This is a genomic window from Corynebacterium hindlerae, assembly GCF_014117265.1.
Classification (GTDB): domain Bacteria; phylum Actinomycetota; class Actinomycetes; order Mycobacteriales; family Mycobacteriaceae; genus Corynebacterium; species Corynebacterium hindlerae.
The window spans coordinates 1618978-1642388 of record NZ_CP059833.1; the positions used below are offsets into that span (position 1 = coordinate 1618978).

21 protein-coding genes and 1 tRNA gene are annotated in these 23411 nt (G+C 58.2%); 13 read left to right on the forward strand and 9 right to left on the reverse strand.

The genetic code is table 11. From position 1 onward, the window contains the following. The first annotated feature begins 31 nt into the window (after positions 1–31). The 3 genes from HW450_RS07965 to HW450_RS07975 are packed head-to-tail and all read left to right on the forward strand — an operon-like array spanning position 32 to position 2810. Positions 32–1036 carry an iron chelate uptake ABC transporter family permease subunit gene (locus HW450_RS07965; protein ID WP_182385118.1) on the forward strand — a complete coding sequence of 335 codons (1005 nt, stop codon included), beginning with the start codon at positions 32–34 and terminating at the stop codon, positions 1034–1036. Beyond that, entirely contained in the window at positions 1036–2007 is a 972-nt protein-coding gene (locus HW450_RS07970) for a FecCD family ABC transporter permease (RefSeq protein WP_182385119.1), read from the forward strand. The genes HW450_RS07965 and HW450_RS07970 overlap by 1 nt, the downstream gene beginning before the upstream one ends. Next, positions 2004–2810, forward strand: a complete 807-nt coding sequence (locus HW450_RS07975) for an ABC transporter ATP-binding protein (protein WP_182385120.1) — start codon at positions 2004–2006, stop codon at positions 2808–2810. Before HW450_RS07970 ends, HW450_RS07975 begins: the two co-directional genes overlap by 4 nt. On the opposite strand, the gene HW450_RS07980 is transcribed toward HW450_RS07975, so the two are convergent. Beyond that, complete coding sequence (locus tag HW450_RS07980) at positions 2807–3499, reverse strand: hypothetical protein (protein ID WP_182385121.1); 693 nt, start codon at positions 3497–3499, stop codon at positions 2807–2809. The two genes, HW450_RS07975 and HW450_RS07980, sit on opposite strands and share 4 nt — an antisense overlap. 95 nt (positions 3500–3594) lie before the next feature. Here HW450_RS07980 and HW450_RS07985 point away from each other — a divergent pair, with 95 nt between their 5' ends. Both HW450_RS07985 and HW450_RS07990 read left to right on the forward strand, forming a co-directional pair. Next, the gene (locus HW450_RS07985) at positions 3595–4116 is read left to right on the forward strand and encodes a peptidylprolyl isomerase (protein WP_182385122.1); all 522 of its coding nucleotides are present in this window, start codon (positions 3595–3597) and stop codon (positions 4114–4116) included. A gap of 78 nt (positions 4117–4194) precedes the next feature. Then, on the forward strand, positions 4195–4869 hold the full coding sequence (locus HW450_RS07990; protein WP_182385123.1) for a rhomboid family intramembrane serine protease: 675 nt from the start codon (positions 4195–4197) through the stop codon (positions 4867–4869). A 508-nt stretch (positions 4870–5377) separates the two neighbouring features. Here the strand turns inward: HW450_RS07990 and crgA are convergent. The 8 genes from crgA to HW450_RS08030 all read right to left on the reverse strand — a co-directional run bounded on the left by crgA (position 5378) and on the right by HW450_RS08030 (position 14468). Then, entirely contained in the window at positions 5378–5644 is a 267-nt protein-coding gene (crgA, locus tag HW450_RS07995) for a cell division protein CrgA (RefSeq protein WP_182385124.1), read from the reverse strand. Between the two features lie 79 nt (positions 5645–5723). Then, entirely contained in the window at positions 5724–7709 is a 1986-nt protein-coding gene (pknB, locus tag HW450_RS08000) for a Stk1 family PASTA domain-containing Ser/Thr kinase (RefSeq protein ID WP_407926220.1), read from the reverse strand. 34 nt (positions 7710–7743) lie between these two features. Further along, a complete protein-coding gene (locus HW450_RS08005; protein WP_182385125.1) occupies positions 7744–9147 on the reverse strand; it encodes a serine/threonine-protein kinase in 1404 nt (467 codons plus the stop codon). Positions 9148–9162: 15 nt separating this feature from the next. Continuing rightward, complete coding sequence (locus tag HW450_RS08010; protein WP_182385126.1) at positions 9163–10593, reverse strand: penicillin-binding transpeptidase domain-containing protein; 1431 nt, start codon at positions 10591–10593, stop codon at positions 9163–9165. Next, positions 10594–11958, reverse strand: a complete 1365-nt coding sequence (locus tag HW450_RS08015; RefSeq protein ID WP_182385127.1) for an FtsW/RodA/SpoVE family cell cycle protein — start codon at positions 11956–11958, stop codon at positions 10594–10596. It abuts the gene before it with no gap. Further along, the gene (locus tag HW450_RS08020) at positions 11959–13308 is read right to left on the reverse strand and encodes a PP2C family protein-serine/threonine phosphatase (protein ID WP_182385128.1); all 1350 of its coding nucleotides are present in this window, start codon (positions 13306–13308) and stop codon (positions 11959–11961) included. Beyond that, complete coding sequence (locus HW450_RS08025) at positions 13309–13764, reverse strand: FHA domain-containing protein FhaB/FipA (protein WP_182385129.1); 456 nt, start codon at positions 13762–13764, stop codon at positions 13309–13311. 2 nt (positions 13765–13766) lie between these two features. After that, positions 13767–14468 (reverse strand): DUF3662 and FHA domain-containing protein, encoded by a 702-nt coding sequence (locus tag HW450_RS08030; protein ID WP_182385130.1) that lies wholly within the window; start codon positions 14466–14468, stop codon positions 13767–13769. A 164-nt stretch (positions 14469–14632) separates the two neighbouring features. Here HW450_RS08030 and HW450_RS08035 point away from each other — a divergent pair. The 8 genes from HW450_RS08035 (at position 14633) to HW450_RS08070 (ending at position 23364) form a co-directional block, all read left to right on the forward strand. Continuing rightward, a tRNA-Leu gene (locus HW450_RS08035) sits at positions 14633–14715 on the forward strand. 843 nt (positions 14716–15558) lie between these two features. Beyond that, positions 15559–16158, forward strand: coding sequence for an MptD family putative ECF transporter S component (locus HW450_RS08040; RefSeq protein ID WP_182385131.1), 600 nt, complete (start codon positions 15559–15561; stop codon positions 16156–16158). Continuing rightward, positions 16155–16856: an energy-coupling factor transporter transmembrane component T family protein gene (locus HW450_RS08045; RefSeq protein ID WP_182385132.1), complete on the forward strand. Its 702-nt coding sequence runs from the start codon at positions 16155–16157 to the stop codon at positions 16854–16856. The genes HW450_RS08040 and HW450_RS08045 overlap by 4 nt, the downstream gene beginning before the upstream one ends. Further along, positions 16853–18301 (forward strand): ABC transporter ATP-binding protein, encoded by a 1449-nt coding sequence (locus HW450_RS08050; RefSeq protein WP_182385133.1) that lies wholly within the window; start codon positions 16853–16855, stop codon positions 18299–18301. Before HW450_RS08045 ends, HW450_RS08050 begins: the two co-directional genes overlap by 4 nt. Next, entirely contained in the window at positions 18294–19985 is a 1692-nt protein-coding gene (locus HW450_RS08055; RefSeq protein ID WP_182385134.1) for an ABC transporter ATP-binding protein, read from the forward strand. Before HW450_RS08050 ends, HW450_RS08055 begins: the two co-directional genes overlap by 8 nt. Then, positions 19978–21726 carry an ABC transporter ATP-binding protein gene (locus HW450_RS08060; RefSeq protein ID WP_182385135.1) on the forward strand — a complete coding sequence of 583 codons (1749 nt, stop codon included), beginning with the start codon at positions 19978–19980 and terminating at the stop codon, positions 21724–21726. Before HW450_RS08055 ends, HW450_RS08060 begins: the two co-directional genes overlap by 8 nt. A gap of 10 nt (positions 21727–21736) precedes the next feature. Further along, positions 21737–22351 carry a TetR/AcrR family transcriptional regulator gene (locus HW450_RS08065; RefSeq protein ID WP_232843380.1) on the forward strand — a complete coding sequence of 205 codons (615 nt, stop codon included), beginning with the start codon at positions 21737–21739 and terminating at the stop codon, positions 22349–22351. Between the two features lie 224 nt (positions 22352–22575). Then, on the forward strand, positions 22576–23364 hold the full coding sequence (locus tag HW450_RS08070) for a YhfC family intramembrane metalloprotease (protein WP_182385136.1): 789 nt from the start codon (positions 22576–22578) through the stop codon (positions 23362–23364). Positions 23365–23411: the final 47 nt, after the last annotated feature.

Consider the following 23411-nt stretch of genomic DNA (forward strand, 5'->3'; position numbering starts at 1 on the left):
TAACCTCTAGCTGGTCGGGTAGTCTGGTTCGGTGTTTTCTTCACAATGTCGCCTGCCACTCACCGTGGTCGTTGGACTAGCGCTCAGTGCACTGTGCTTTTCGACGCTGCTGTCCCTGATTACAGGTGCCCGAGCCATACCCATCCATGAGGTCTGGCACGCGTTGAGCGATCGGTCACAGGACCCGGTGTCTGCCATCCTATGGGATCGCCGCATTCCCCGGACTCTCGTGGCGATGCTCGCGGGCATGGCGTTGGGTTTGGCGGGAGCCCTGATTCAGGCCCTTACCCGCAATCCATTGGCTGACACCGGTGTGCTCGGGATCAACTCCGGGGCTGCCTTCGCAATCGTGGTAGGACTGGCCCTTGGTGCCACAGATACCCCGCTGATGCTGTTCCTCCTGGCGTTGGGAGGCGCTGTTCTGGCAGGTGGCGGCACATATGTGTTGAGCCGTGGCAAGGGTGCCAGTGCTGATCCGATGCGGCTGGTACTGGCGGGTGTCGCACTCAGCGCGATTCTCGGTGGTGTCGGTGATGGCCTGGCGCTGACCAATCCGCGGGCGTTCGACCGTCTGCACGCCTGGATGGTCGGAAATGTTGATGTTGGCTCCTACCAACCGGTTTATCTGGTTGCTGCCGGGTTGCTGGTGGGTGTTGTGCCAGCACTCATGGCGATACGTGGTTTGGGTGCGTTGCAGTTGGGGCAGGAGACAGCGGTGGCGTTGGGCACCCAGCTGGCCAAGACCCGTCTGATGGCGTTTATCGCCATCGTCATCCTCGCTGCTTCGGCAACTGCAGCAGCTGGGGTGATTGTGTTCCTAGGGTTGCTGGTACCGCACGTGGCGCGGTGGCTTGTTGGGCCGTCGTTTGGCCGGCTGCTGTTGGTATCGGCGCTGTTAGGCCCCTTGGTTTTGCTCGTAGCTGATATCGCTGGTCGATTGTTGCTGCCGGGTGAATTCCCTGCCGGAGTGGTGGTGTCCTTCGTGGGAGCGCCATTCCTCATTATTTATGCTCAACAACGACGAAAAGGAATCTGATGCGCGTACCAGTCGGACTGTCTTGCGCGGTGATCCTGGTGGCGGTGCTGGCTCTGATCCTCCCCGGCGCTGGCATGACTACAGCTACTGCTTGGGGTGCGTTGCTAGGAAATAACTCTGGTCTAGCACACACCGTAATCTTCCAGTGGCGGGCCCCGCGTGTGGTGACCGCGGTGCTGGTTGGGGCCGGTTTGGCGCTCAGCGGTGCGTTTTTTCAGTCGCTTACTCGCAATCCCTTGGGGTCGCCGGACATCATTGGTTTTTCTGCGGGCGCGTACACCGGCGTTATCGTCGCTTTGTTGGCTGGCTACGGCGGATTCGTCTACCAGATGGCAGGAGCACTGGTTGGTGGTTTAGTTACGGCGGTGGCGGTGTTGCTGCTGTCAGTGCGCGCGCGTATCGACGGCCTGCGCATCATCCTGGTCGGCCTCGGAATTTCGGCGATGCTGTCTGCGCTCAACCGGTGGCTCATTTCCCGTGGTGACTTAGACACGGTGCTCTCCGCCGCTAGTTGGGGAGCCGGTTCCATCAACGGAATGAGGTGGGGTATTGCCTTCCCGGCTTGTGTGTTCTTGGCGGTGGTGAGTGTCGGGGCACTGCTGCTGCGCCGACAGCTCGATGTGCTTGCACTGGGAGACGACACGGCTACCGGCCTTGGCCTGCGCACTAATGTGCTGAAGTTGGTGCTGCTACTTGTTGGCATTGTGTTGGTTGCAGCTACCACCGCGGTTGCTGGTCCCGTGTCATTCGTGGCGCTCGCGGCGCCTCACCTGGCGCAGGGAATCACCCGTGCGCAACGAACTCCGCTTGTTACCACGGGCTTGGTGGGGGCCTTATTGCTGCTAGTTGCCGATATTTTGGCGCAGCGACTCTTTCACCCGGTGCAACTGCCCGTCGGCCTGGTGACGGTAGTCATTGGAGGCCTGTATTTGTTGTTCATTATCGCTCACTCTGCAAGGAAGTATTCATGACCGCACTGCGCACCGAAAACGCCACCTTGGCCTGGGACAACCATGTGATCTCTCAAGATTTGTCGGTGTCCATCCCCCGTGGGGCATTCACTGCGATCATTGGGCCGAATGGTTGCGGTAAGTCGACGTTGCTGAAGAGCTTTGCGCGGATTTTGAAGCCTACCGCGGGTGGGGTGTTTTTAGGCGATTGTGATGTGAATACAATGCCGAGCAAGGGCGTCGCAAAGCAGCTGGCGTTGCTGCCCCAATCGACGGTGACTCCGCCGGATATCACCGTTGCAGAGTTGGTGCGGCGCGGCCGGTACCCGCACCAAAGCTTGCTCCGGCCTTGGTCCGCGGAAGATTCCCGGGCGGTGGAGGCCGCGCTGGAAGCGACGAATGTTGCGGGGTTGGGGGAGCAGCGGGTCACGGAGCTGTCGGGTGGGCAGCGACAGCGGGTGTGGCTCGCGATGGTGCTCGCGCAAAACACGCCGATGCTGCTTCTCGACGAGCCGACCACCTATCTCGATATCTCCCACCAGTACGCGCTGCTGGAACTCGCGAAAGCGCTCGTGACACAACTAAACCGCACAGTAGTTGCGGTGCTGCATGACCTACAACAAGCTGTGCGGTACGCAGACCACCTCATCGTCATGAAGGACGGTGCGGTGGTTGCGGGAGGCAGGCCGACAGACGTAGTCACCAGTGAACTGATCCGGGATGTATTCGGGATCGCGGTGACCGTGCATCTGCTGGATGGCCAGGTTGTGATTGTGCCGGCTACGTTACCGGCACCAGATGTGCGGATGTTGGGCGAATCTTAGCGCCCGTCAAAATCCTTCTCTGCATCCTCAGCCTGGTCCTCAAGGGAGTTAAGCTCGGAGACGTTTGCTTCGTCGGCTACGTCCTCGGCTACCTCATCCTGTGCCTTGTGTTCAGCCAGCTGCTTGTCCAGGTCTTGCAAGAACTCTGCAGAAACCTCTGACTCGTTTGGAGTCACGGTGGAGTAGACCAGGCGTGAGCCTTCGGTAGCGTGCTCTTCAACGCGTGGAGGGACTGTGCCTGCCTTCTCTGGGCGCAGCACGAACCAGTACAGAGCGGCACCCAGGGCACCAAGCAGCGCAGTAACAAGAGCAATGGCGCTGAACTTGCCGCACTTCTTCTTAGGAGCCTTCTTCAGTCCTAGTTTGACGGCGCGCTCATCAGTCTTTTTAGCGAGCTGCTGGGATGTCTTGCGGGTAGAGTCACGCAGTTCAGAGATTTTTTCCGAAGCTGCGGCCTCCGCGCGGGCCTTTTCCAGGCGAACCCGGGCATTTTCTGCGACCTTAGCGGCGGAATCCCGGCTTTCATCTAGGAGTGCCTTGCCTTGGTCGGCGAGATCCGACAGGTTGTAATTCTCGGCAACCTCAGAAAGTGCATCATATGCTTCTGCGGTTTTGCGCGTCCGGTAGTCATTGACCGCGTCAATAGCGGCTCGCGTGGTCTTGATAGCGAGGCGGACATTGTTATTCATTGTTCGTTACTCCTCTTCCCTTAGTTGATTTGGTTCTAATTCAAGCGTAGCGACAATGCAGGAATCGCGACGGAGAATGACGTAACATAGTGCCCATGACTCAAAAGACCGCAACCGCGACTTTGCACACTAACCACGGTGACATTGTCATCGACCTGTTCGGCAACCACGCACCAGAAACCGTGGCTAACTTCGTTGGCCTGGCTCAGGGCACTAAGGAATACCAGGCTGCAAACGCGTCCGGTACCCACGAAGGCCCGTTCTACGATGGCGCTATCTTCCACCGCGTTATTGACGGCTTCATGATTCAGGGCGGTGACCCAACGGGCACTGGCCGTGGTGGCCCGGGCTACATGTTCGGCGATGAAATCCACCCTGAGCTGCGCTTTGACCGCTCCTACCTGCTGGCTATGGCCAATGCGGGCCCTGGCACCAACGGTTCCCAGTTCTTTATCACCGTGGCGGCCACCCCGTGGCTGAACGGCAACCACACCATCTTCGGTGAGGTGACCGATGAAGCGTCCCAGAAGGTCGTCGACAAGATTGCTACCACCGCAACCGGCGCGATGGACCGACCTGTCGAGGACGTTGTGATTAACTCCATCACGATCTCCTAAACTTTCTGTTTCAACCTGCTTGAGCTTGCTTGTCGACGCCGTCGGCCGGCAAGCTTTTGTCATTTTGTGGAGCGTTAAATGCTGAAAGCTTGGTGGCGGCAAGCCCCAGTTACTGTCTTTTTCTGCAGCCTCATGATTGTCGCCTATGTGGCAACGGCCCTGCAGTCGCTGTCCTTAATGGAAAACCTTTCCGGTTCATCCTTGGGGAATGCCTCACTTTTGTATCTTCCCTTGATGACCTCGCCGTTAGGGCCGCTCCGAGCGCTCTTGTCTGCCTTCATGCATTTGGGTCCAGCGCATTTGACGCTCAACCTGGTGCTGCTGTTTCTGTTAGGCAGGGAAGTGGAGATCAGTTACGGCTCCCGGTTGTATCTGCTGGTCTGGCTCTTTGCCGCGATAGGTGCCAGCGCCGTAACCGTGTGGATGGATCCACTCGCCTCCACAGTGGGTGCCTCTGGGGTGGGATACGCGCTCATGGTGCTGTTCTTATTCGTGGTGCGTCGCCGCGGTGGTGACCTCCGTGGCCCACTGGTGCTCATCATCGCGAACATCATGTACACCCTGATAACGCCCACGGTATCGCTATGGGGGCATATGGGGGGATTGCTGGCGGGGCTAGTTTTGTCGTTTGGCCTGCAGTTTTCTTCTCCCGCGTATCGGTGGGTGGCCATATCGGGCATCGGGCTTGGGTTCATTGTTCTATTGCTGTGGAAAATCTCATTGTTCGCTACCAGCGGTTTTTGGGCCCTTTAAACTCCATACACACGTTATCCCCACCCACCCCGGTGGGGAATTTTTATGCCTAGTTATCCCCAGAGGTTATCCACAATGTGGATAACTACATTCTTGTAATTTCCGAAAAAGTCGTTCACTTCTTTGCCAGTATCCAGGCAATTTGCGCAATTCTTCGCACAACAGTGCGGTAGTGGACAAGTAGTACACAGAGTTATCCACAGGCTGTGGAAAATGTGGAAACTCGTATCTCTGAGTGCTATTCACAGTTTTGTCCCCAGCCTGTGGATAACTTACCGGAGATTATCCACAGGGGTGGAATAGCATCTGTGTAATTTACCTCAGAGAAAGCAAAAGCCGGATTTGGTAATGCAACTTGACGCCTAGGGCGCCAAAAGTACGGTTAGCATTACCAAATCCGGCACAGGTTATTCACCCAGAAAAAACAATGTCGGATTTGGTAAAGCAAATTGACCTCTAGCTCACTAAAACGTCAGTTTGCATTACCAAATCCGACACGCGGATGTCTCTAGCGCCACCCCATGGTCATCAGTAGCCCGATGATGAATAGTCCGAAGCCGATGCCGTAGTTCCATGGTCCCAGTTCGCGCATGAAGGAGATGTCTTGTCCGGCGAGGTAGTTCACTACGAGCCAGAGTAGTCCGGCGAGCATGAAGCCGAACATGATGATCTTGTACCACATGGGGGTGCCGGAGGAGCTGATCTTTACCGGGGTTCGGCTGGTTGCGGAAGAGCTTACCGGGCTAGAGGTTTGAGAAACTTTTGCTTTAGGCATTTTTTCACCTTTGTGGGACTTTGTGCGTTTAATTGGATTTCATTCTGCCAGGAGCACCTGGTGGGGGCAATTAGGGTGCTCATGGCAGTAGCTGGAATTCGTACACGTCGACATAGACGAGTGCGTCTTTGCCGAGCGTACCGCCGGCCGGTGGGTCCTGTTTGGCGATTTTTCCTTGATCGATCAGCGCGGTGGTGGCTACAGGGCGCTGCTGCAATGAGGTGTTTGGCGCAGTCCAGCCGGCTGCGCGTAGAGCGCGCAGCGCCTGGTTAGGCGTCATCCCCTGCAGTGATGGCATTGTTACGGCTGCCCCGTTGGATATAGTGACGTTCACGGCGGAGCCCTTTGGTAGTTTCTGCCCGGCCTCGGTGATACCGATGACGGTACCGTTTGGTTCGGAGGCGTCTACTACTCGGACCTGCGGAACAAATCCTAGTGAGGTGAGGTTTTCCTCGGCACTGTCCCACTTCATGCCAGTGATGTCGGGGACACGGACTTCTTCCACACCCTTGGAGATGGTGATGGACACCCGGGAGCCCTTCGACACCTGTGATCCGGCGCCTGGTGATTGTTCGATCACCTGGCCGGCTTCGACGGTATCGGAGGATTCCTGTTTGACGGTGGTATCGAGTTGCAGGCCGAGTTCACCGAGGATGGTGGTCACTTCCTCCGTGGTTTTACCAGCAAGGTCTGGTACCTCCACGATCTCCTTGCCGGAAGAGACAATGAGCCTGATGGTTGCCCCTTCACGGATCTGCGATCCTGCTGCCGGGTTGGTAGCGATCACGGTGCCCTTGGGCACGGTGGGGCTGGCCTCATCCTGCCGCTCCACTTGGAAACCTCGCTGCTGTAGCAGTGCGATTGCTTGGTCTTCCTGCTGGCCAGTGACGTTGGGGACCGCCACGGAGCGGGAGGTCTTGGTGTTTTCCAGGAAGAAGGTGTCATAGGCCCAGTAGCCACCACCGGCCAGGGCGCCGAGCACGGCGATCGTCGCGATGATCGTTCCCCATGGGCGCTTGGATTCGGGCTCCGCGCGGTGGCGTTTCGGTGCTGACGACGAAGGTGCTGACGACGAAGGCACTGACGAAGCTGTCGTGGATGCCATCGTTGCCGCTGTTGCTGGCGCTGGTGGTGCCTGCACTGTCTCCACGATTTGGGTTGGAGGGTCGGTAGGAACCGGATCGGTATTGAGGTGGTTGCGCGCGGCCATTGCTACCGAATTGCGCTGGATGCGACGCAAGTCTTCCGCGAATTCGGCTGCCGATTGGTACCGGTCGCCGGGGTGCTTGGCCATGGCGGTCAGGCACACCGAGTCTACGTTCACAGCGACGGTGGGGGACAGGCCGTTGATTCGTTCGGAGGGCGGAATAGGATCCTCTTGAACATGCTGGTAGGCAACAGCAAGTGGCGAGTCTCCCGAGAATGGTGGCTGGCCAGTGAGCAGCTCGTAGAAGACGCAGCCGGTGGCGTAGATGTCGGAGCGGGCGTCTGCTGTTTTGCCGCGTGCCTGTTCTGGCGAGAGGTATTGGGCGGTGCCGATGACGGCGGCGGTGGCGGTCATGGCGCTGGTGGCGTCGCCAAGTGCCCGTGCGATACCGAAGTCCATCACCTTGATGTCGCCGGATGGGGTGACCATGATGTTGGCTGGTTTGATGTCGCGGTGGATGATGCCAGCGTCGTGGCTGACCTGCAGCGCTTCGCAGACTGGGGCGAGGATGCCGGCGGCGTCCTCGGGTGGGAGTGGGGCGTCGTCGCGGATGATGGTGCGCAGGGTTTTGCCCACCACCAACTCCATCACAATGTACGGGACGGTGACGCCGTGAAGTTCGGTGTCGCCGGTGTCGTACACCGACACGATGGCAGGGTGGTTGAGGCTGCCGCCATTTTGGGCTTCACGACGGAACCGTTCCCGGAATCCTTCATCCCGGGCGAGATCGGCACGCATGATTTTCACTGCGACGTCACGGCTGAGAAGGGTGTCCTTCGCGCGATAGACATCGGACATTCCGCCCGTGCCGATCATCTCCCCGAGCTCATAGCGGGCGCCTAGCGAACTAAGTGGCACTGTGCCGATCCTCCTTCCTTAACAAGTAGTTGACTTATCCATTATTAAACAACGACGGTAAATTTGGTATTTCTAAATCCACAGTCTCAGTCGGTAGTGGCTCTTCAGGTACGGACACCTGCGGTTCGGTGGTACGAGGCGCCTGCGTCCTGGTTGGCTTCGGCGCACTCGTCGGTGCCTGCTGCGTTGGGGTAGATTCCGGTGCCGGTTCGGCAGTTTCGTAAATGGTGGTTGGCTGCGCAGGAGACGTTGTCTTCTTCGGACGTGTCGACGGTGGCTGGGTGACAACCGGCGCAGACGAGGTTGCTGGTGTCGTCACATGAACCGTCACTGGGGCTGGAGTAGGCGTAGGGGCTGAGTCCTTGCCACCGGCCAAGAACGCATATGCGCCACCACCAGCAGCGATAAGTGCCACGAGTGCGGCCGCCGCAATCCAGCCTCCCTTCGAAGACTTCTGTGGCTCCTCTGTGTTGGAGCTCTTCAGCACTTCCGCAGGGGTTCCCACCGGCATCACGGTGGTAGCAGTGTTAGTTGGCGCGTAGTGTGGCTCCGCCACCGGTGTTGGGCTGGGATCCTGTGGTCGCCGACCGAGTCGTACCTGAGAAACAGCTGCCGCGAAAGCGCCACCCTCGGCGAAGCGTCGCGCCGGATCCTTCCGCAACGCAATGGCGATGAGTTCGCGGGCCGGAGCAGAAACCGACACATCTAACGATGGTGCGGCGTCGCGAATATGGGATATCGCCACAGATACCGATGAATCGCCAGTGAAAGGCCGGTTGCCAGAAAGCAGCTCAAAACCAACCACACCCAGGGAATACACGTCAGAAGCGGCGGTAACCTGCTGGCCTTGCGCCTGTTCCGGAGACACATACTGGGCAGTACCTACCACCATGCCGGTGCGGGTCAGGGGGACTGCAGCGGCGGCTTTTGCGATACCAAAGTCAGTGATCTTCACCCGATCATCCGGGGTGATCATGATATTGCCTGGCTTGATATCGCGGTGGACCAGATTCATGGCATGGATCGTCGCTAAGCCATGTGCTGCTTGTTCGATAATCCCCAACGCCCGGTCTTCGGACAGCTTTCCCTCGCGCGCCAGGAGATCTGCGAGTGATTCGCCTCGGATGAACTCCATGACGATGTAGCAGAACTGGCGACCGCGGTCATCCGTGAGCTCGGAATAGTCGTAAGTGGCCACTACGTTCGGATGCTGAATCTGCTCTGCCGTGTGAGCCTCATTGCGGAACCGGCTGAGGAACTCCTGGTTGTCAGAAAACTCCGGCTTGAGGACCTTGATGGCTACCTCGCGGTTGCGCCGGAGGTCGTCGGCTAGCCACACAGTGGACATGCCACCGTGGCCGACGATCCACTGCAGGCGGTAGTTCTCGCCGATCAGCTGCTGGAGGGCGTCGATGCCTTCGGTGTTGTAGGAGGTCATGAGAGCTTCCTTTCCTTAGCGTGCGCTCCGCAGCGCAGCATCGATAACAGCACGGCCAATCGGGGCCGCTACGGAACCGCCCGTAGCGGCCTGACCCCGGTCGCCGCCATTCTTCACGACAACCGCCACCGCAACGTTCGCATCTGCGGTAGGCCCAAAGGCTATATACCAAGCGTGCGGGTTCGAGTTACGCGAATCCTCGCCATGCTCAGCGGTACCCGTCTTGGAGGCAATGTCGGCGCCAGTAGCACCGGCAGTCATCCGCTCCGACCCCTTCATCAACTCCGTGAGGGTCGCCGCGGTCTCCGGGGAGATGGCCTCGTTGAGCTCCTTCGGCTTCGTCTTCTTGATCGAGCGCAGGTCAGAGCCGAGGATCTCGGACACCAGGTGCGGTTCCATCCGCTTGCCTTTATTCGCCACAGTCGCGGCGACCACCGCATTCTGCAGCACAGACATGGAGATGTCACGCTGGCCAATAGACGATTGGCCACGAGCAGCGGGATCAGAGAGGTCTCCGATCGCGCCGGGGCTCATCGGCAGTCCCAGATCATAGGTCTGGCCAAGCCCAAACTTTTCCGAGGCTTCGGTGAGCGCCTTGTCACCGATATTGATGCCCATCTCCACGAAGGCGGTGTTACAGGAGCGTTCAAACGCCTGGCGCAGCGTGGTCTGCGCACCGCCACAAGACTGGCCACCGTAGTTTTCCAAGGTGGCGTTTGTGTTAGGAAGAGTAATTTGGGATGCCCCGGTGACCGGTGAGTTCGGGTTGTAGCCATGCGCCAAACCGGCAGCCGTGGTGACCACCTTGAAGGTGGACCCTGGGGGCAGTGTCTCCTGAGTCGCGTGGTTCAGTAGCGGCGAGCCCTCCTGGGCATTGATCTGTGACCAGTCGTCCTCGATGCTTGCCGGATTGTAGGACGGAGTTGAAGCCATGGCCAGGATTTCACCGGTTTTGGGGTTGATGGCAACCACAGCGCCTTCATAGCCTCGGCTAGCAAGCCCGTTATAGGCCGCTTCCTGCACCGCCGGGTTGAGGGTGAGTTTCAGCGACGCCCCAGTTTGTTCCTTGCCAGTAATGGTGTCCCACCAGCGAGAAGCGAAGAGGGAAGAGTCAGTGCCGTTGAGAACATCATTGTAGGAGGACTCCAACCCGGAGGCGCCATAGGTTTCGGAAAGGTAGCCGAGGGTGGCGCCATACGGGGTGACATCGTTCGGGTACTGGCGGGAGTAGAAGCCATCTTCGTTGGCCACTGACTGTGCGAGAACCTGTCCGCCGGCGGAAATCTGGCCGCGCGGGATGAGCTGCATCTTGTAGTAGCCACGCCGGTTGAGGGCGTTGTGGGCGTATTCGTCATCCTTGAACACCTGCACGATGGACAGATTCACCAACAGGATGAGGACGAGGACCACGCTGAAGACAGCGGAGTTGCGGATGGATCGGTTCATTTAGCGCACCGCCTCGTGGAGCTGGGTGCTGGTGTCATCGTGGTTGGCCACTACCTTTGCGCCTTGGCTGTAGGGGCGTTGTGCGGAATCGGAAATGCGCAGCACCAGGCCGAGCAGAATGTAGTTCGCCATCAGTGAGGAACCGCCAGCTGACATGAAGGGCGTGGTGAGACCCGTCATGGGCATCAGGGCCGAAATACCCGCGGTGACCACAAAAATCTGGATCACCAGCGTTAGGGACAGGCCCGCGGCGACGAGCTTGCCGTAGGAGTCCTTCACCTGCAGCGCGGTCCGCATGCCACGAGAGACGAAAACCATGAACAGCACGAGCACAGCCGAGAGGCCAACCAGGCCCAGTTCTTCGCCTACGGTAGACAAAATGAAGTCCGACCAGGACACAGGAACAATGTGGGGATAACCCTGTCCCAGGCCAGTTCCCATGATCCCACCCCAGGACATGCCGAACAGCGCCTGGGCGAGCTGACTGCTGGTCTCCCAGTTGCCCACCGGGTCCAGGAACAGGCTGAAACGCGCCTGGATTTTGTTGGAGATTTGGAAGATACCGAAACCGCCGATGGCCACCAGCAGCAGGCCGATGAGCAGCCAGGAGGCCCGGTTCGTGGCCAGGTAGATCATTCCGAGGACGGTGGCGAACAGCAGTAGGGCGGGGCCGAAGTCATTTTCGCCGGCCATGATCACCATCGCGATTGCCCACACCAGCATGATGGGGGCGAGGTCTCGCAGGCGTGGGAATTCCATGCCGAGGAAGCGGTAGCCCGCCACGGTGAACAGGGCTCGTTTGTTAACCAATAGTTGTGCGAAAAACAGCAAGAGCAAGATCTTGGAGAATTCGCCCGGCTGGATGGAAAAGGGGCCGAGTGTGATCCAGATTTTCGCGTCGGCGACAGTGTCAGGCTGAATAGGCCAAACCATTGGCAGGGCGAGGAGAACCAGCCCGATAACACCCAAGATGTATGAGTAGCGAGACAGCACTTTGTGGTCGCGGATAATGACCATGACCAGCACCATCATGATTATGCCGACGAGGGTCCACATCACTTGGCGGGTGGCAAGCGCTGTTTCTTTGGCAGCGTCAATCCGGTAGATCATGATCAGGCCAAGCCCGTTGAGCAGGGCAGCGACGGGGAGCATGATCTGGTCGGCAAGCGGAGCCAGGAAACACAGCGAGAGGTGCGCGACAGTGAACACGCCGATGTAACCGAAAATGATGTAAAGGACATCCTTGGTCAGCTCGTTGCCCACCGCAATTTCCAGGTTCACCATGGCCACGCCGATAATGATGGCGGCCAGAATGAGCAGGCCGAATTCAAGACGTCGGGACGTCAAACGCTGAAAAACAGACATCTATTTCGCCACCTCCCGGCAGTTTTGGCCAGGTTTGTTCAGGTCGGTGGCCGACTCGCCTCCCTCGGGCTTAATGCACACGGGGAGTAGTTCGTCGGCAAGCCGGCGTACCTGCTGGATGACGTCGTCGTAATGGCCGGCAGGCATGGCGCTTATCGACGCCCGCGCGTCCGGCTTCACGTCGTTCAGGACGAACGGGGTGCAACCGCCCTCGCCCTTATCGACGATCTTGAGCTTGCCATCCTGGTCTAAACACGCGACCTGGTACACCTCATGCAAGGGCTTGCCGAAGACGGTCTTGTCAAAGCCCTGCTCGACCACGATGTGGCCTGCGTCCGTGGTGGCCACGAAGAACGTGTTTTTCTTTTGCTGCACTGCGAAGTAACCAAGGCCTGCTAGCAACCCGATCACGACGAGGGCTACGAGCAGGCCAATCCAGGGTTTCCGCTTGGCGGTGTTCGCCGCCTCCGGGACCTCGAATGGCTCGATGACCTGTGGCTGCCGCTCTTGTTTTGTGCGTTCCACCATGGTGGCAGCACGACCCGCGGCAGTGTCGGGGCGTGGTTCCTCCGGTTCCCCGGCGTTCAGCGCGCCCGCCGTCATGGGGGTGATGGGCAGCTCCGGGCCGGTGTAGTCATCGGATTCGATGACGTCGGCGATCACCACGGTGACGTTGTCGGGACCTCCGGAGCGCAGGGCGAGCTCGATCAGCCGGATGGCAGCTTCCCGAGGGGTGCCCTCGGCTAGTGCCTGCTCAATGGTGGTGTGGGTGACTGGGTCGGAGAGGCCATCGGAGCACAGCAGGATACGGTCGCCCACCTGAGCGTCGAGGATCTCCAGCGTGGGTTCTACCGGGTTGCCCGTGTATGCCTTCAAGATCAATGAGCGCTGCGGGTGGGTGGAGACGTCCTCTTCGTCCAATTCCCCTTCGTCCACCAGGGACTGGACGTACGTGTCGTCGCGGGTGATCCGCTCTAGTGTGCCGCCGCGGAGTCGGTAGCCACGGGAGTCTCCGACGTGGAGTTTTCCGAAGCGGGTGCCGTCGAAAAGCAGCGCGGTGCAGGTGGTGCCCATGCCGGCGGTCTCTGGTTTTGCGTCGACCTCGCTGGCGATCGCGATGTTCGCGTCGTCGGCGATGGAGCCGAGCATGGCGAGCATGTCGTTGTCGTCAGGGTCTGCGTCGAGAACCCGCAGGTGGTTGATCATGATTTGGGAGGCTACTTCGCCTGCGGCGTGGCCACCCATGCCGTCGGCAAGTGCGAGCAGGTGCGGGCCGGCGTAGGCGGAGTCCTCGTTGTTTCCGCGCACCAGGCCACGGTCGGAGGCGACGGTGTAATTAAGCTTCAGCATTTACGGCTCCAACCTGACGGTAGTGCGGCCAATCTTGATGTCGCTGCCTAGGCGGACACGTTCTGGCTGCTCAATACGCATTCCGGACAGGAACGTGCCGTTGCGGGACGCGAGGTCCTCCACAAACCAGTCGTTGCCACGCTTGAAGAGGCGAGCGTGCCGACCGGAGGCGTAGTCGTCGCCAACCACGAAGTCAGCATCCTTACTGCGGCCCAAGGTGACCTCTTGGAGAGTGGAGACATCCATATGGGAGCCTGCCAGCGGGCCTTCGACGATCTTCAGGAGATGGGGGGCACCGCGCTGGCTCTTCTTCGGGAGCATCGGCCGTGGCTGTGCGACCGCAGCGCCAGCCGACATGTTCGCATCTTTGCGCAAGGTGTGGGCAATGCCGAGGATGAACAGCCACAACAGCACGAGCAGGCCAACCCGGAATATGAGCAAAATACCGATGTCCATGCTTAACCCTTTGTAAATCGTACTTCGATGCGCGAATGCCCCAGCGTAATCACGTCGCCATCCGCGAGCATCCAGTTGTCCACCGACATGTCATTGACCGTGGTGCCGTTCGTGCTCTGCAGGTCTGTGAGCACTGCATCCTCACCATTCCATGTGATTTCGGCATGCTCGCGGGACACGCCCGTATCCGGCAGCCGCAGGTCAGCGTCAGAGCTGCGACCAATAATGTTCGAACCCTCCCGGACGGCGTAGGTGCGACTGGAACCGTCCTGCAGCAAAAGGTTGACATGCTGCTTACCGACGCTCCGGGGCGTCGGCTCCGGTTTCACCTCCGGAATGTGGGTGGAGGACTCCACCTTCAACTGGCCAGTTTTCAGGGCCTCATCAGCGACAATAGTGATAGAGACCGGGCCAGCGGCCATCCACCCTTGGTTCCGGATATGCCGTTGCATCAGATCCGTAAAGCCCTCAGCAAGTTTTGGGTGCTGCTCGCTTAAATTTGTGGAATCCTGCGGGGACACGTGCACGACATAGCGGTTTGCGGTCTCGACATACCCTTCATACGTATGGACACGGTTATCATCCGCCTCCTGCTTCAGGGCCTCTTCAATCTCTGCCGGGACCAGCTGGCCACCAAAAACCCGAGCTAAGCCGTTATCCAGACCCCGCTGCATTGCCGAATCTAGCTTGGCAAAACGATCCATCAAACCCACGGGCGCACCTCCTTCCTCTATGCTTAACGTGTCCAGTATAGGGGTTTGTTCCCAATACTCCGGTTTCCTGTTGGGTTTTTTGCCTATCTACCTGCCGATTTGTAACTTTTCCGGTAGTGCATGCTAAGTTAGACGAGTCGCAATTGATGTTGCTCGGGCGAGTGGCGGAATGGCAGACGCGCTGGCTTCAGGTGCCAGTGTCCGTAAGGACGTGGGGGTTCAAGTCCCCCTTCGCCCACAATGAGCGGTTAGTTAGCCGCTAAGGCCGGGGGCCACACTTTTTGAGTGTGGCCCCCGGTTTCTTTTGTTTTTGGGGTGGTGTCGCTGGGGTCTTTGGGGTCCTGGTCTTGCTACTTAAGCCTGATTTTCTCGTTTGACCCTGGTCTTGCTACTTAAGCCTAATTTTCTCGTGAAACCCGGGAAGTATTTCTCGGGTCTCGGGCCAAAAATAGCGAAATAGCAGATGTGAAGCCCAAAAAGTTGCCGAAACCCGGGGAATGCTTCCCGAGTTTTACAGATCAAGAAAAGAACCGTGGTCCGTTCGGCGCTGCTTCTATCTGATGGCACCTTGACGTATTTCGATGTTGGTGTTGCTAGGCGGTAGGGAAATTGTTCTCGGTCTTCCACCTCAATGTGTGAGAGTTGAGCTTTGGCGGTGGAAGTGGGCGCGACATTGACTCTGGGCTGGTTGGTTGAGAATGGGCCTGACGGGCTGCTTATGCATTGGCCCCGACATTACCCTCCCGAAGTTCGGGGTCGTGGAGGCATTTTTGGAGCAACCTCGGGGGAGTAATGTCGGGGCCAAGCCTCCAGACAACCAACATCAGGGCCAAGTTTTCAGGCATCCGATCTTGGGATCGAAAGGTACCTGAGATTACCGCCTTTATCGTTTAACGGCACGGGCATCGCAGGTCACTGAATACACCACGCTCGCGGATGCATCCGATGCAAAGTGGCCGTTTGCTGGGCAATGGCGATCAATCACCCCCGTTAGCTACCCTAGGCCTTAACGCCGAACATAGTTCGGGGTTAGGGTAGGCTCACATAAAGAATTGGATTCGACCTGCACCTGAGGTAGCTCATGACTTCGAAATTAACTTCGCAAACGCTCACTACGAGGGACCTGATAAATGCGGGCATCTTCTCCGCGCTGTACTTTGTCCTCACATTTGTTACCGGCATGGTGGGTTTTGCCGGTCCGCAGTTCATGTTCGTGGGCTGGGCTATCGGAGTGATCGTCAACGGCATCGTGCTGGCACTGTATGTTGCACGCACACCGAAGCTTGGCGCTCTCACGATCCTCGGCGGCATCAACGGTGTGGCTTTCATGCTCACTGGACACTACGCCTGGTCCCTCTTCGGTTGCCTCGTTTTGGGGTTCTTCGCTGACGTTATCCTCACCAAGCTCAGGTTGAGCATCAATCAGACCTTTCCGCTGGCATACGCCGTGTTTTGTACGTGGATCACGATGCCATTCGTACCGTTGATCTTGGACACTGATTCCTACTACGTAAACATCGCGGACCAGATGGGCCAGCAATACGCTGATGCGATGGCGCAAATCTTCCAGCCGTGGACTATTGGGATCCTCGGGATTGGTGCCTTCATCTTCGGCATCATCGGCGGGATCATTGGGCTCCGGGTGAGTCGCAAGCATTTTGAAAGCGCTGGTCTGCTGTGAGTCGCGTCCAGCTGGACCCCAGAACGGTTTTACTGTCCGTTTTCCTCATCAACTTAACTGCACTCAGCTACGGCTCAACTCCGACACTGCTGGCTTGTATTGCAGCGAGCGCCCTCGCCTTAGCCACGATCAAGCCCCGCTATGGACTCCTCGCCCTGTTGGTCTTTGGCTTCTTTTACCTGGGCTACTGGGGCCTTTTGCAACTGCCACCTTCGCAACTGTTCGCGTTCAGCGCCACTCTTTTCGCGTGGTTTAGCCGTTTCACCATCAGCATGTCCATCGGTGCCTTTGCACTCTTGACGCTGACCCCTTCTACACTCACCTCAGCGCTTCGGCGGATGCGTCTGCCTGGTTGGGCAACCATACCTCCGGCTGTGTTTCTTCGTGTGCTCCCCATCATCGCTACTGAGGCTCGCGCAATCCGTGACGCGATGATTCTTCGCGGCCTGCAACCTGGTTTCAAAAGTTGGGTCACACAACCTACTCAGTCATCGGCCATGCTCGTTATTCCGTTGTTGGGCGCTGTCGTCCGCGCGGGTGATGAGCTGGCATCCTCCGCGCTGGTGAGAGGTTTGGGTGGCGCTGCCTATCCCTCCACTACGGTTGGCCTTTCCTTCAAGCTTGCCGACGCCGTTGCGCTGTGCGTGCTTGGGCTCATCGTTGCTTCCGTGTGGCTTCCAGTGCAGGTTTTGCCATGACGAGACTATCTGCCAGGAATCTAACTTTTACTTATTCGCAGGGGGCACGTCTTGGCGATGCCGGGGTGTCGGATGTGACCTTTGATGTGGAGCCTGGGCAGTGTGTGCTGGTCACGGGCGATTCTGGTTCTGGGAAATCCACACTGCTGAAGCTACTGAACGGTCTTATTCCGCATTTTCACCCCGGCGAGCTTAACGGTGACCTAAGGGTTATCTGTAACGAGGTCGCGATTGTGCCGGCGGAGCAGCCGCTGTCTCGCGCGATTGAGTTTAGTGCGACTGTGTTCCAGAACCCGCGCACCCAATTCTTCACCGAAAGCGTCGATGCGGAGCTTGCTTTTGGGCTGGAAAACCTTGGTATTGCGCCGGAAGAAATCGAGCGCAGAATCCAGACCGCGGTAAGGGCGCTCGGAATTGAACAGTTGCGTGGACGCAAACTCAAGCACCTATCAGGTGGGCAGTTGCAAACGGTGGCGTGTGCGTGCGCGTTGGTCTCACCGGGTGGGCTGGTGCTTTTCGACGAACCAACCTCAAATCTCGACACCGAGAGCATCGATACCTTAACCGACGCGCTGCGCCGTCTGAAACAGCTGGGAAAAACGATCGTTATTGCAGAACACCGGCTGTTTTATCTGAAAGGTATTGCTGACCACGTTCTTTACCTACACAGCGGGCAGATAATGCATCGGTATACCGCGGATGAATTCTTCCAGTTAAGTGATGAAACGCGCCGACAACTGGGCCTGCGGAGTTTTTGCCGACAGCCTAGGCCGGTACCCACAGGGTCGATGCGATCAAATGCACCTGGTTTAGAGATTCATGACGTGCGTTTTTCCTACGGCACGCGCGAAGTTCTGAGCATTGATCAGGTGGGGTTCCGTGCCGGTGAGGTCACAGCGCTCATCGGCCCCAATGGGTCTGGGAAAACCACGCTGGCCAGGATCATTTGTGGCTTAGCTACTCCGCAGCGCGGTGGCAGTATCCGCCTGGGCGGTGAGGAAATTGGGGCAGGGGCGCGTCGTAAAGCGTCGCAGTTGGTGATGCAGGACGTCGGACGGCAACTGTTCGCAGCGACGGTGACCGAAGAGGTCACCTTGGGTTTGAGCAAAAAGAAGCGCGACCAGGTAGATGTTCCCCAAATCCTGCGCTCCCTGGAGCTAGAGCACGTTGCCAACCGCCATCCCCAGTCGCTTTCCGGGGGTCAACGGCAGCGTCTTGCTATCGGCGTCGCAGAGGCAGAGCAGGCCCAGGTGTACGTGTTTGACGAACCTACCTCCGGTGTGGGCTGGCGTCACCTGCAGTCCATATCCACGCTGCTGCGTTCCCTGGCGGACAGTGGCGCGGTGGTCATTGTCATTACGCATGACCACGAACTCATCAAAGAATCCGCTACCCACATTGTTGATTTGAATGAAGTGAATAGAAAAGGACAACGAAATGTCTGACACACCACAGGACGCCTCGCGGGCGAAGCTCAAGGCCGGTCAAGTCGCGCTGAAAAAACTCCTCGCACCAGTGCAGCCGACTATCTACTTTGGGCAGCTGCTCGCGCTGATCTCCTCGCTGCTCGCCGTAGCACCGTACGTCGCGCTGGTGGTATTGGGCAGCGCGCTTTTCGACGGCGAGACCGATCGCGCCAAGACCATAGCGAAATGGCTGATTATCGCCTTCCTGGGCCAGCTGGGGTGTTATTTTCTGGCGCTGCTGATCACCCACCTTGCGGACGTAAAGCTAGTGGGCATTATCCGCCACCGGATTACCAGCACTATCTCACGGGCACCGCTGTCTTGGTTTAGCCAGACCAACTCGGGCAAGGTACGCAAGGCCATCGAAGATGACACGCTTACTTTGCACACTCTTGTCGCGCATGCCCCGGTGGAGCGCGTCGCGGCGATCGTCACCCCGCTGTCTCTGCTGGTGTACGCGTTCATTTTGGACTGGCGTTTGGGTTTGCTTTCCATCGCTACGGTCCCCATTTATCTGGCCATTCAGGCGTATTCCATGAAGGACATGGGGGCCAAGACTGCTGAGATGGACGGCTACCTCGCTAAGGTTTCGGCCACCGCGGTGGAGTTTGCTGAGGGGATTTCCGTTGTGAAGGCATTTGGTACCGTCGGCAAGGCACATGCCCGGTATCTCGATGCGGCGGCGCGGTTCGCAGACTTCTACTACGAGTGGGTTAAGCCGTTGCTCCGGGTGAGTGCAATTTCTGAATCGGTGATTGCGGTTCCTGTGCTGCTCCTCATCAATGTCGGTGGGGGATCGCTGCTGGTCGCCACGGGTGAAGTCACGGTGGCTGAAGTCATTGCAACGACGCTGATTGCGCTTGTTATTCCCGGCACTATTCAGACCGTGGGCATGATGATGTGGTCGTACCAGCTCGCTGGAAATGCTGCACTGCGCCTGGAGGAAGTAATGAACATTTCACCAGTGGCAGAAGGGACAGTAGAGCTAGATCCGAGCAAGCGAGACAAGACTGTGGAGTTTCATGCGGTGAGCTTTGGTTACGATCCCACAACCCCGGTATTGCAAGACTTCACCGCGACGCTGCAGCCTGGCACGGTAACAGCACTGATCGGCCCCTCTGGTTCGGGTAAGTCCACCGCGGCCACAATGTTGGCACGATTCCAGGATCCTGACTCCGGGAAAGTCACCATCGATGGCGTTGATATCCGCGAGCTCACCTTTGACAGCCTGTACCGCACAGTGGCGTTCGTACTGCAAGATCCGCACCTGTTGCGCATGAGCATCCGCGACAATATTCGCCTCGCCCGGCCGGAGGTCACCGATGAGCACATCTGGGAGGCAGCACAGGCTGCACACATTGCTGAGGATATCCGCGCGCTGCCAGCCGGGCTCGACACGATCGTGGGAGAAGATACCTCGCTATCGGGAGGCCAACAGCAGCGAATTTCCATCGCCCGGGCGATCGTGGCAGATACCCCGATCTTGATCCTGGACGAGGCTACCGCCTCAACTGACCCAGATTGCGAAGCGGAAATTCAAGCGGCCCTCACTGAGCTGGTAGCTGGCAAAACCGTGCTGGTTATCGCTCACAAACCAGAGTCCATCAGAGGAGTGGACCAGATCATTCAGCTCGACCCTGTGAAGGAGACCACCAATGTCTAGCTCGCGTCTTCGTGATCCTTTCCTCGTTCGCAGCATGGCGAAGCTGCAAAGCCCCGAGGGCCATCGCCTGGGCAAAAGGTTTAGGCTGTTGAGCTTGCTTGTTGGGCTTCTCGACGGCCTAGCCGTCCTCGCCTTGCTCCCCCTGACCAGTGCACTTGTTGCTGGCTCAGCGCTTGCCTCATGGCTTTGGGCGCTGCTGGGCATTGCAATCGTGGCTTTTGCGTTGCGGTTCTTCGCCACGATGGCGTCATACCACAACGCGCTGGATTTCATACGCACTGCGCATAGGACCGTGGGGGACAAACTCGCCACACTGCCACTCGGTTGGTTTGGCCCCGCGCAAACTGGCGGACTGTCGCGCCTAGTATCTGACCGTTTCATGCAGGCCGCTGAAGTAGTAGCTCATATTCAGGGCACCATATACCGTGACGGCGCAGCCCTGATAACGCTGCTCGTTGGCACATGGGTTTGGAATCCCCGGCTGGGGCTGACTTTCTTGATCATTGCCCCGTTTGCGCTCGGCATCATGCAGCTTGCTGCGTGGATTCGGCAGCAGGCCTCGGAGCGTGCGCTGCCCGCTAACAAGGAGCTATCCAATCGAATCGTGGAGTTTGCGAGCCACCAAGCTGCGCTTCGTGCCGCGGGACGCTCCCAGGAATTTCCGCCACTGCAGCAGGCACTGGAATCCGATCATAAGGCGCGGGTTCGGGAGCTGTGGCTCTCCACCTTCGCCTTGTTGCTCAATGGAATAGTTGTCCAGGCTTTTGTTGTCGCGTTGATTACCGTCGCTGCTGGACTGGCTACCGAAGGCGCGCTGTCACCGCTGCAGACCATCGCAATCATTGGCATCAGCTTACGTTTCACCCGCTCCCTGGAGCAGATTGGTTCTTCCTATGTGGGGTTGGATGTGGCCCGCGCCGCTATCGCTGAGACTGCTGTGATAACTGATTCTCCTTCACTGCCGGAGCCCGCCGAGCCAACACTGGGTGATGGCTCGGGCAGCGTCGAGCTGCGCAACGTCACCTTCGGTTACGGCGCTAGGAAAGTGCTGAATGACGTGAGTTTCAAGGCAGAACCGGGAACCGTGACAGCCATCGTGGGTCCGTCCGGTTCCGGAAAGACCACTATTGCTCGATTGATTTCGCGATTCTGGGACGTCGATTCAGGAGCGGTGCTTGTCGACGGCGTCGATATCCGCCAACTCGGCACCGAACAGCTCATGTCCCGACTATCCATGGTTTTCCAGGACGTTTATCTTTTCGATGACTCCCTGATATCCAACATTCGGGTCGGCCGCCCCGACGCCAGCGACGAGGATGTGTACCGTGCTGCAGAACTTGCCGGCGTCACCTCCATTGCCGAACGACTCGGTTGGGAAACTCCGGTTGGCGAGGGCGGGCGGCTCCTCTCCGGAGGCGAGCGCCAGCGCGTCTCTGTAGCCCGAGCCTTGCTGAAACAAGCGCCCATTGTGCTGTTCGACGAAGCTACCTCGGCACTCGACGCCGAGAATGAGGCGAACATCCTCGCCGCTATGGACCAATTGCGAAGCGAATCAACCTTCATCGTGATCGCACACAAACTGGACACCATCCGATCTGCCGGACAGATCATTGTCCTGGACCACAATGGTTGCGTGAGCCAGGTAGGAACTCACGAGGAGCTCTACGACGCCCCTGGTGTGTACCAGCACTTTTGGAAGCGTCGTGAAGCAGCGCGTGGCTGGGCGCTATCCAGCAGTTAATATGCTCATCATGGTATCTGTGGGAAAACGCACTGGTCCTAAACCTCGCTTCAGCGAAGCAGACGCCGTTGCTGCTGCGCTGGAGCTAGGGTTGGACACATTTACGTTGGCCGGTGTAGCCAAGCGCCTGGGGATAGGCACCTCCTCGCTCTACCGGGTCATTTCCTCCCGGGATGATCTGGTCACGATGTGTCTGCGCCGAATCTTGGGGCAGCTGAAACATAGCTCTAAGGTCGCAGCGTGGGATAAGCAGCTGGTAGAAGCCGCGGAAAGCCTGTGGGATCTCATGGAACAGTATCCAGGGCTCGATCACACATTCATTACTTCACCAGGTCTTGTCGTGCAGCTGCAAGATTTCTTCCAAGCACAAGCATCGCGCCTGGTGGAAGGCGGTTTCCCCGGGGATATCTCTCGGATTGAGTTTGCGCTGGACTTCATTTTTGATACCACAATTTCAACCCACTACCAGCTGATGGCAGTCCGGCGAGACTTTCAAAAAATGAGTGAGGAGGCTACAGACACCACCACGTTCTTCACACCAGAGGATTCCTGGCTGGACCGTGGCTGGCTGGACCGCAAAATCGCATTCATCATCGCAGGGCTCAAGGAGGGGCTGGATGTGTAAGGGCCCTTCGGGGGCTAGGTGAAGATCTGCTTTACTGGCTAAAACCCGGGAAGCATTCCCCGGATCTTGGGCCAAAAACAGCGATATAGCAAGTGTGAAGTCCAAAAAGTTACCGAGACCCGGGAAATGCTTCCCGGGTTTTGCGCTAGCGAGGCACCGGGAGATAACAAAGTGCGCACACCCCCAGGGCAACATAAACTGCGTAGAAAACGAAAGGAATGGAAATGGTCTCCACTACTGCTATAGCGTGCATGGTGGCAACGCTGCTGCTGTGCATTGCGATTCCTGTCGGCGGCATTGTCGCGGTTGCTCGGCGTAATAAGCAGGTCATGCTCCCATTCGCGGTGGGCATGTTGGCGTTTTTTGTGTCGCAGGTGGTGCTGCGGATGCCGCTGATGTCGCTGCTAGCTGGGTTGGCGCCGGACCCTGTGGGAAAGTTCGTCAGTTCCATTCCGGTAGCTAGTTTTTCCGCTGGGTTATTTGAGGAAACAGCGCGCATGGTGTTTATGTTGCTGCTGCTCAAGGGGCTGCATCGTCTGGTGGACGGTGTGGCTTTTGGCCTGGGCCACGGTGGGATTGAAGCCCTGCTGCTGGTGGGCATGACGATGTTCTTTAACCTCGCCATGTCTTTCATGATCAATATGGACAAGTGGGACGTGGTGGCCAAATCGCTGCCGCCGGAGGCAGCTGAGCAGATGCGTACGGCACTTACGCAAACCCCGGCCACGGAGTTTTTAGTCGGTGGCGTAGAGCGTATTTGGGCGATTGGCCTGCATATTATGTGCTCCTTGATCATCATGATGGGCGTCGAGAAGCAGAAGCGTGCGCTGGCGTGGGTGGTGGCCGTCCTGGTCCACGGGTTCACCAACCTCGCTGTGCTTGGGGCGATACAGCAAGGCGCCAACGTGTGGCTTGTTGAAGCTGCCGGTCTGGTCGTCATTGCTGCGCTGCTCACCGCGGTGGTTCGGTACGCGCGGAGGGTGTTGCCAGCAGGCTTGCCGACGCCCCGCTAGCTTCTCGCTGGTACGGCTAGCGGATCGTCTTATGGCTGCATAAGGGA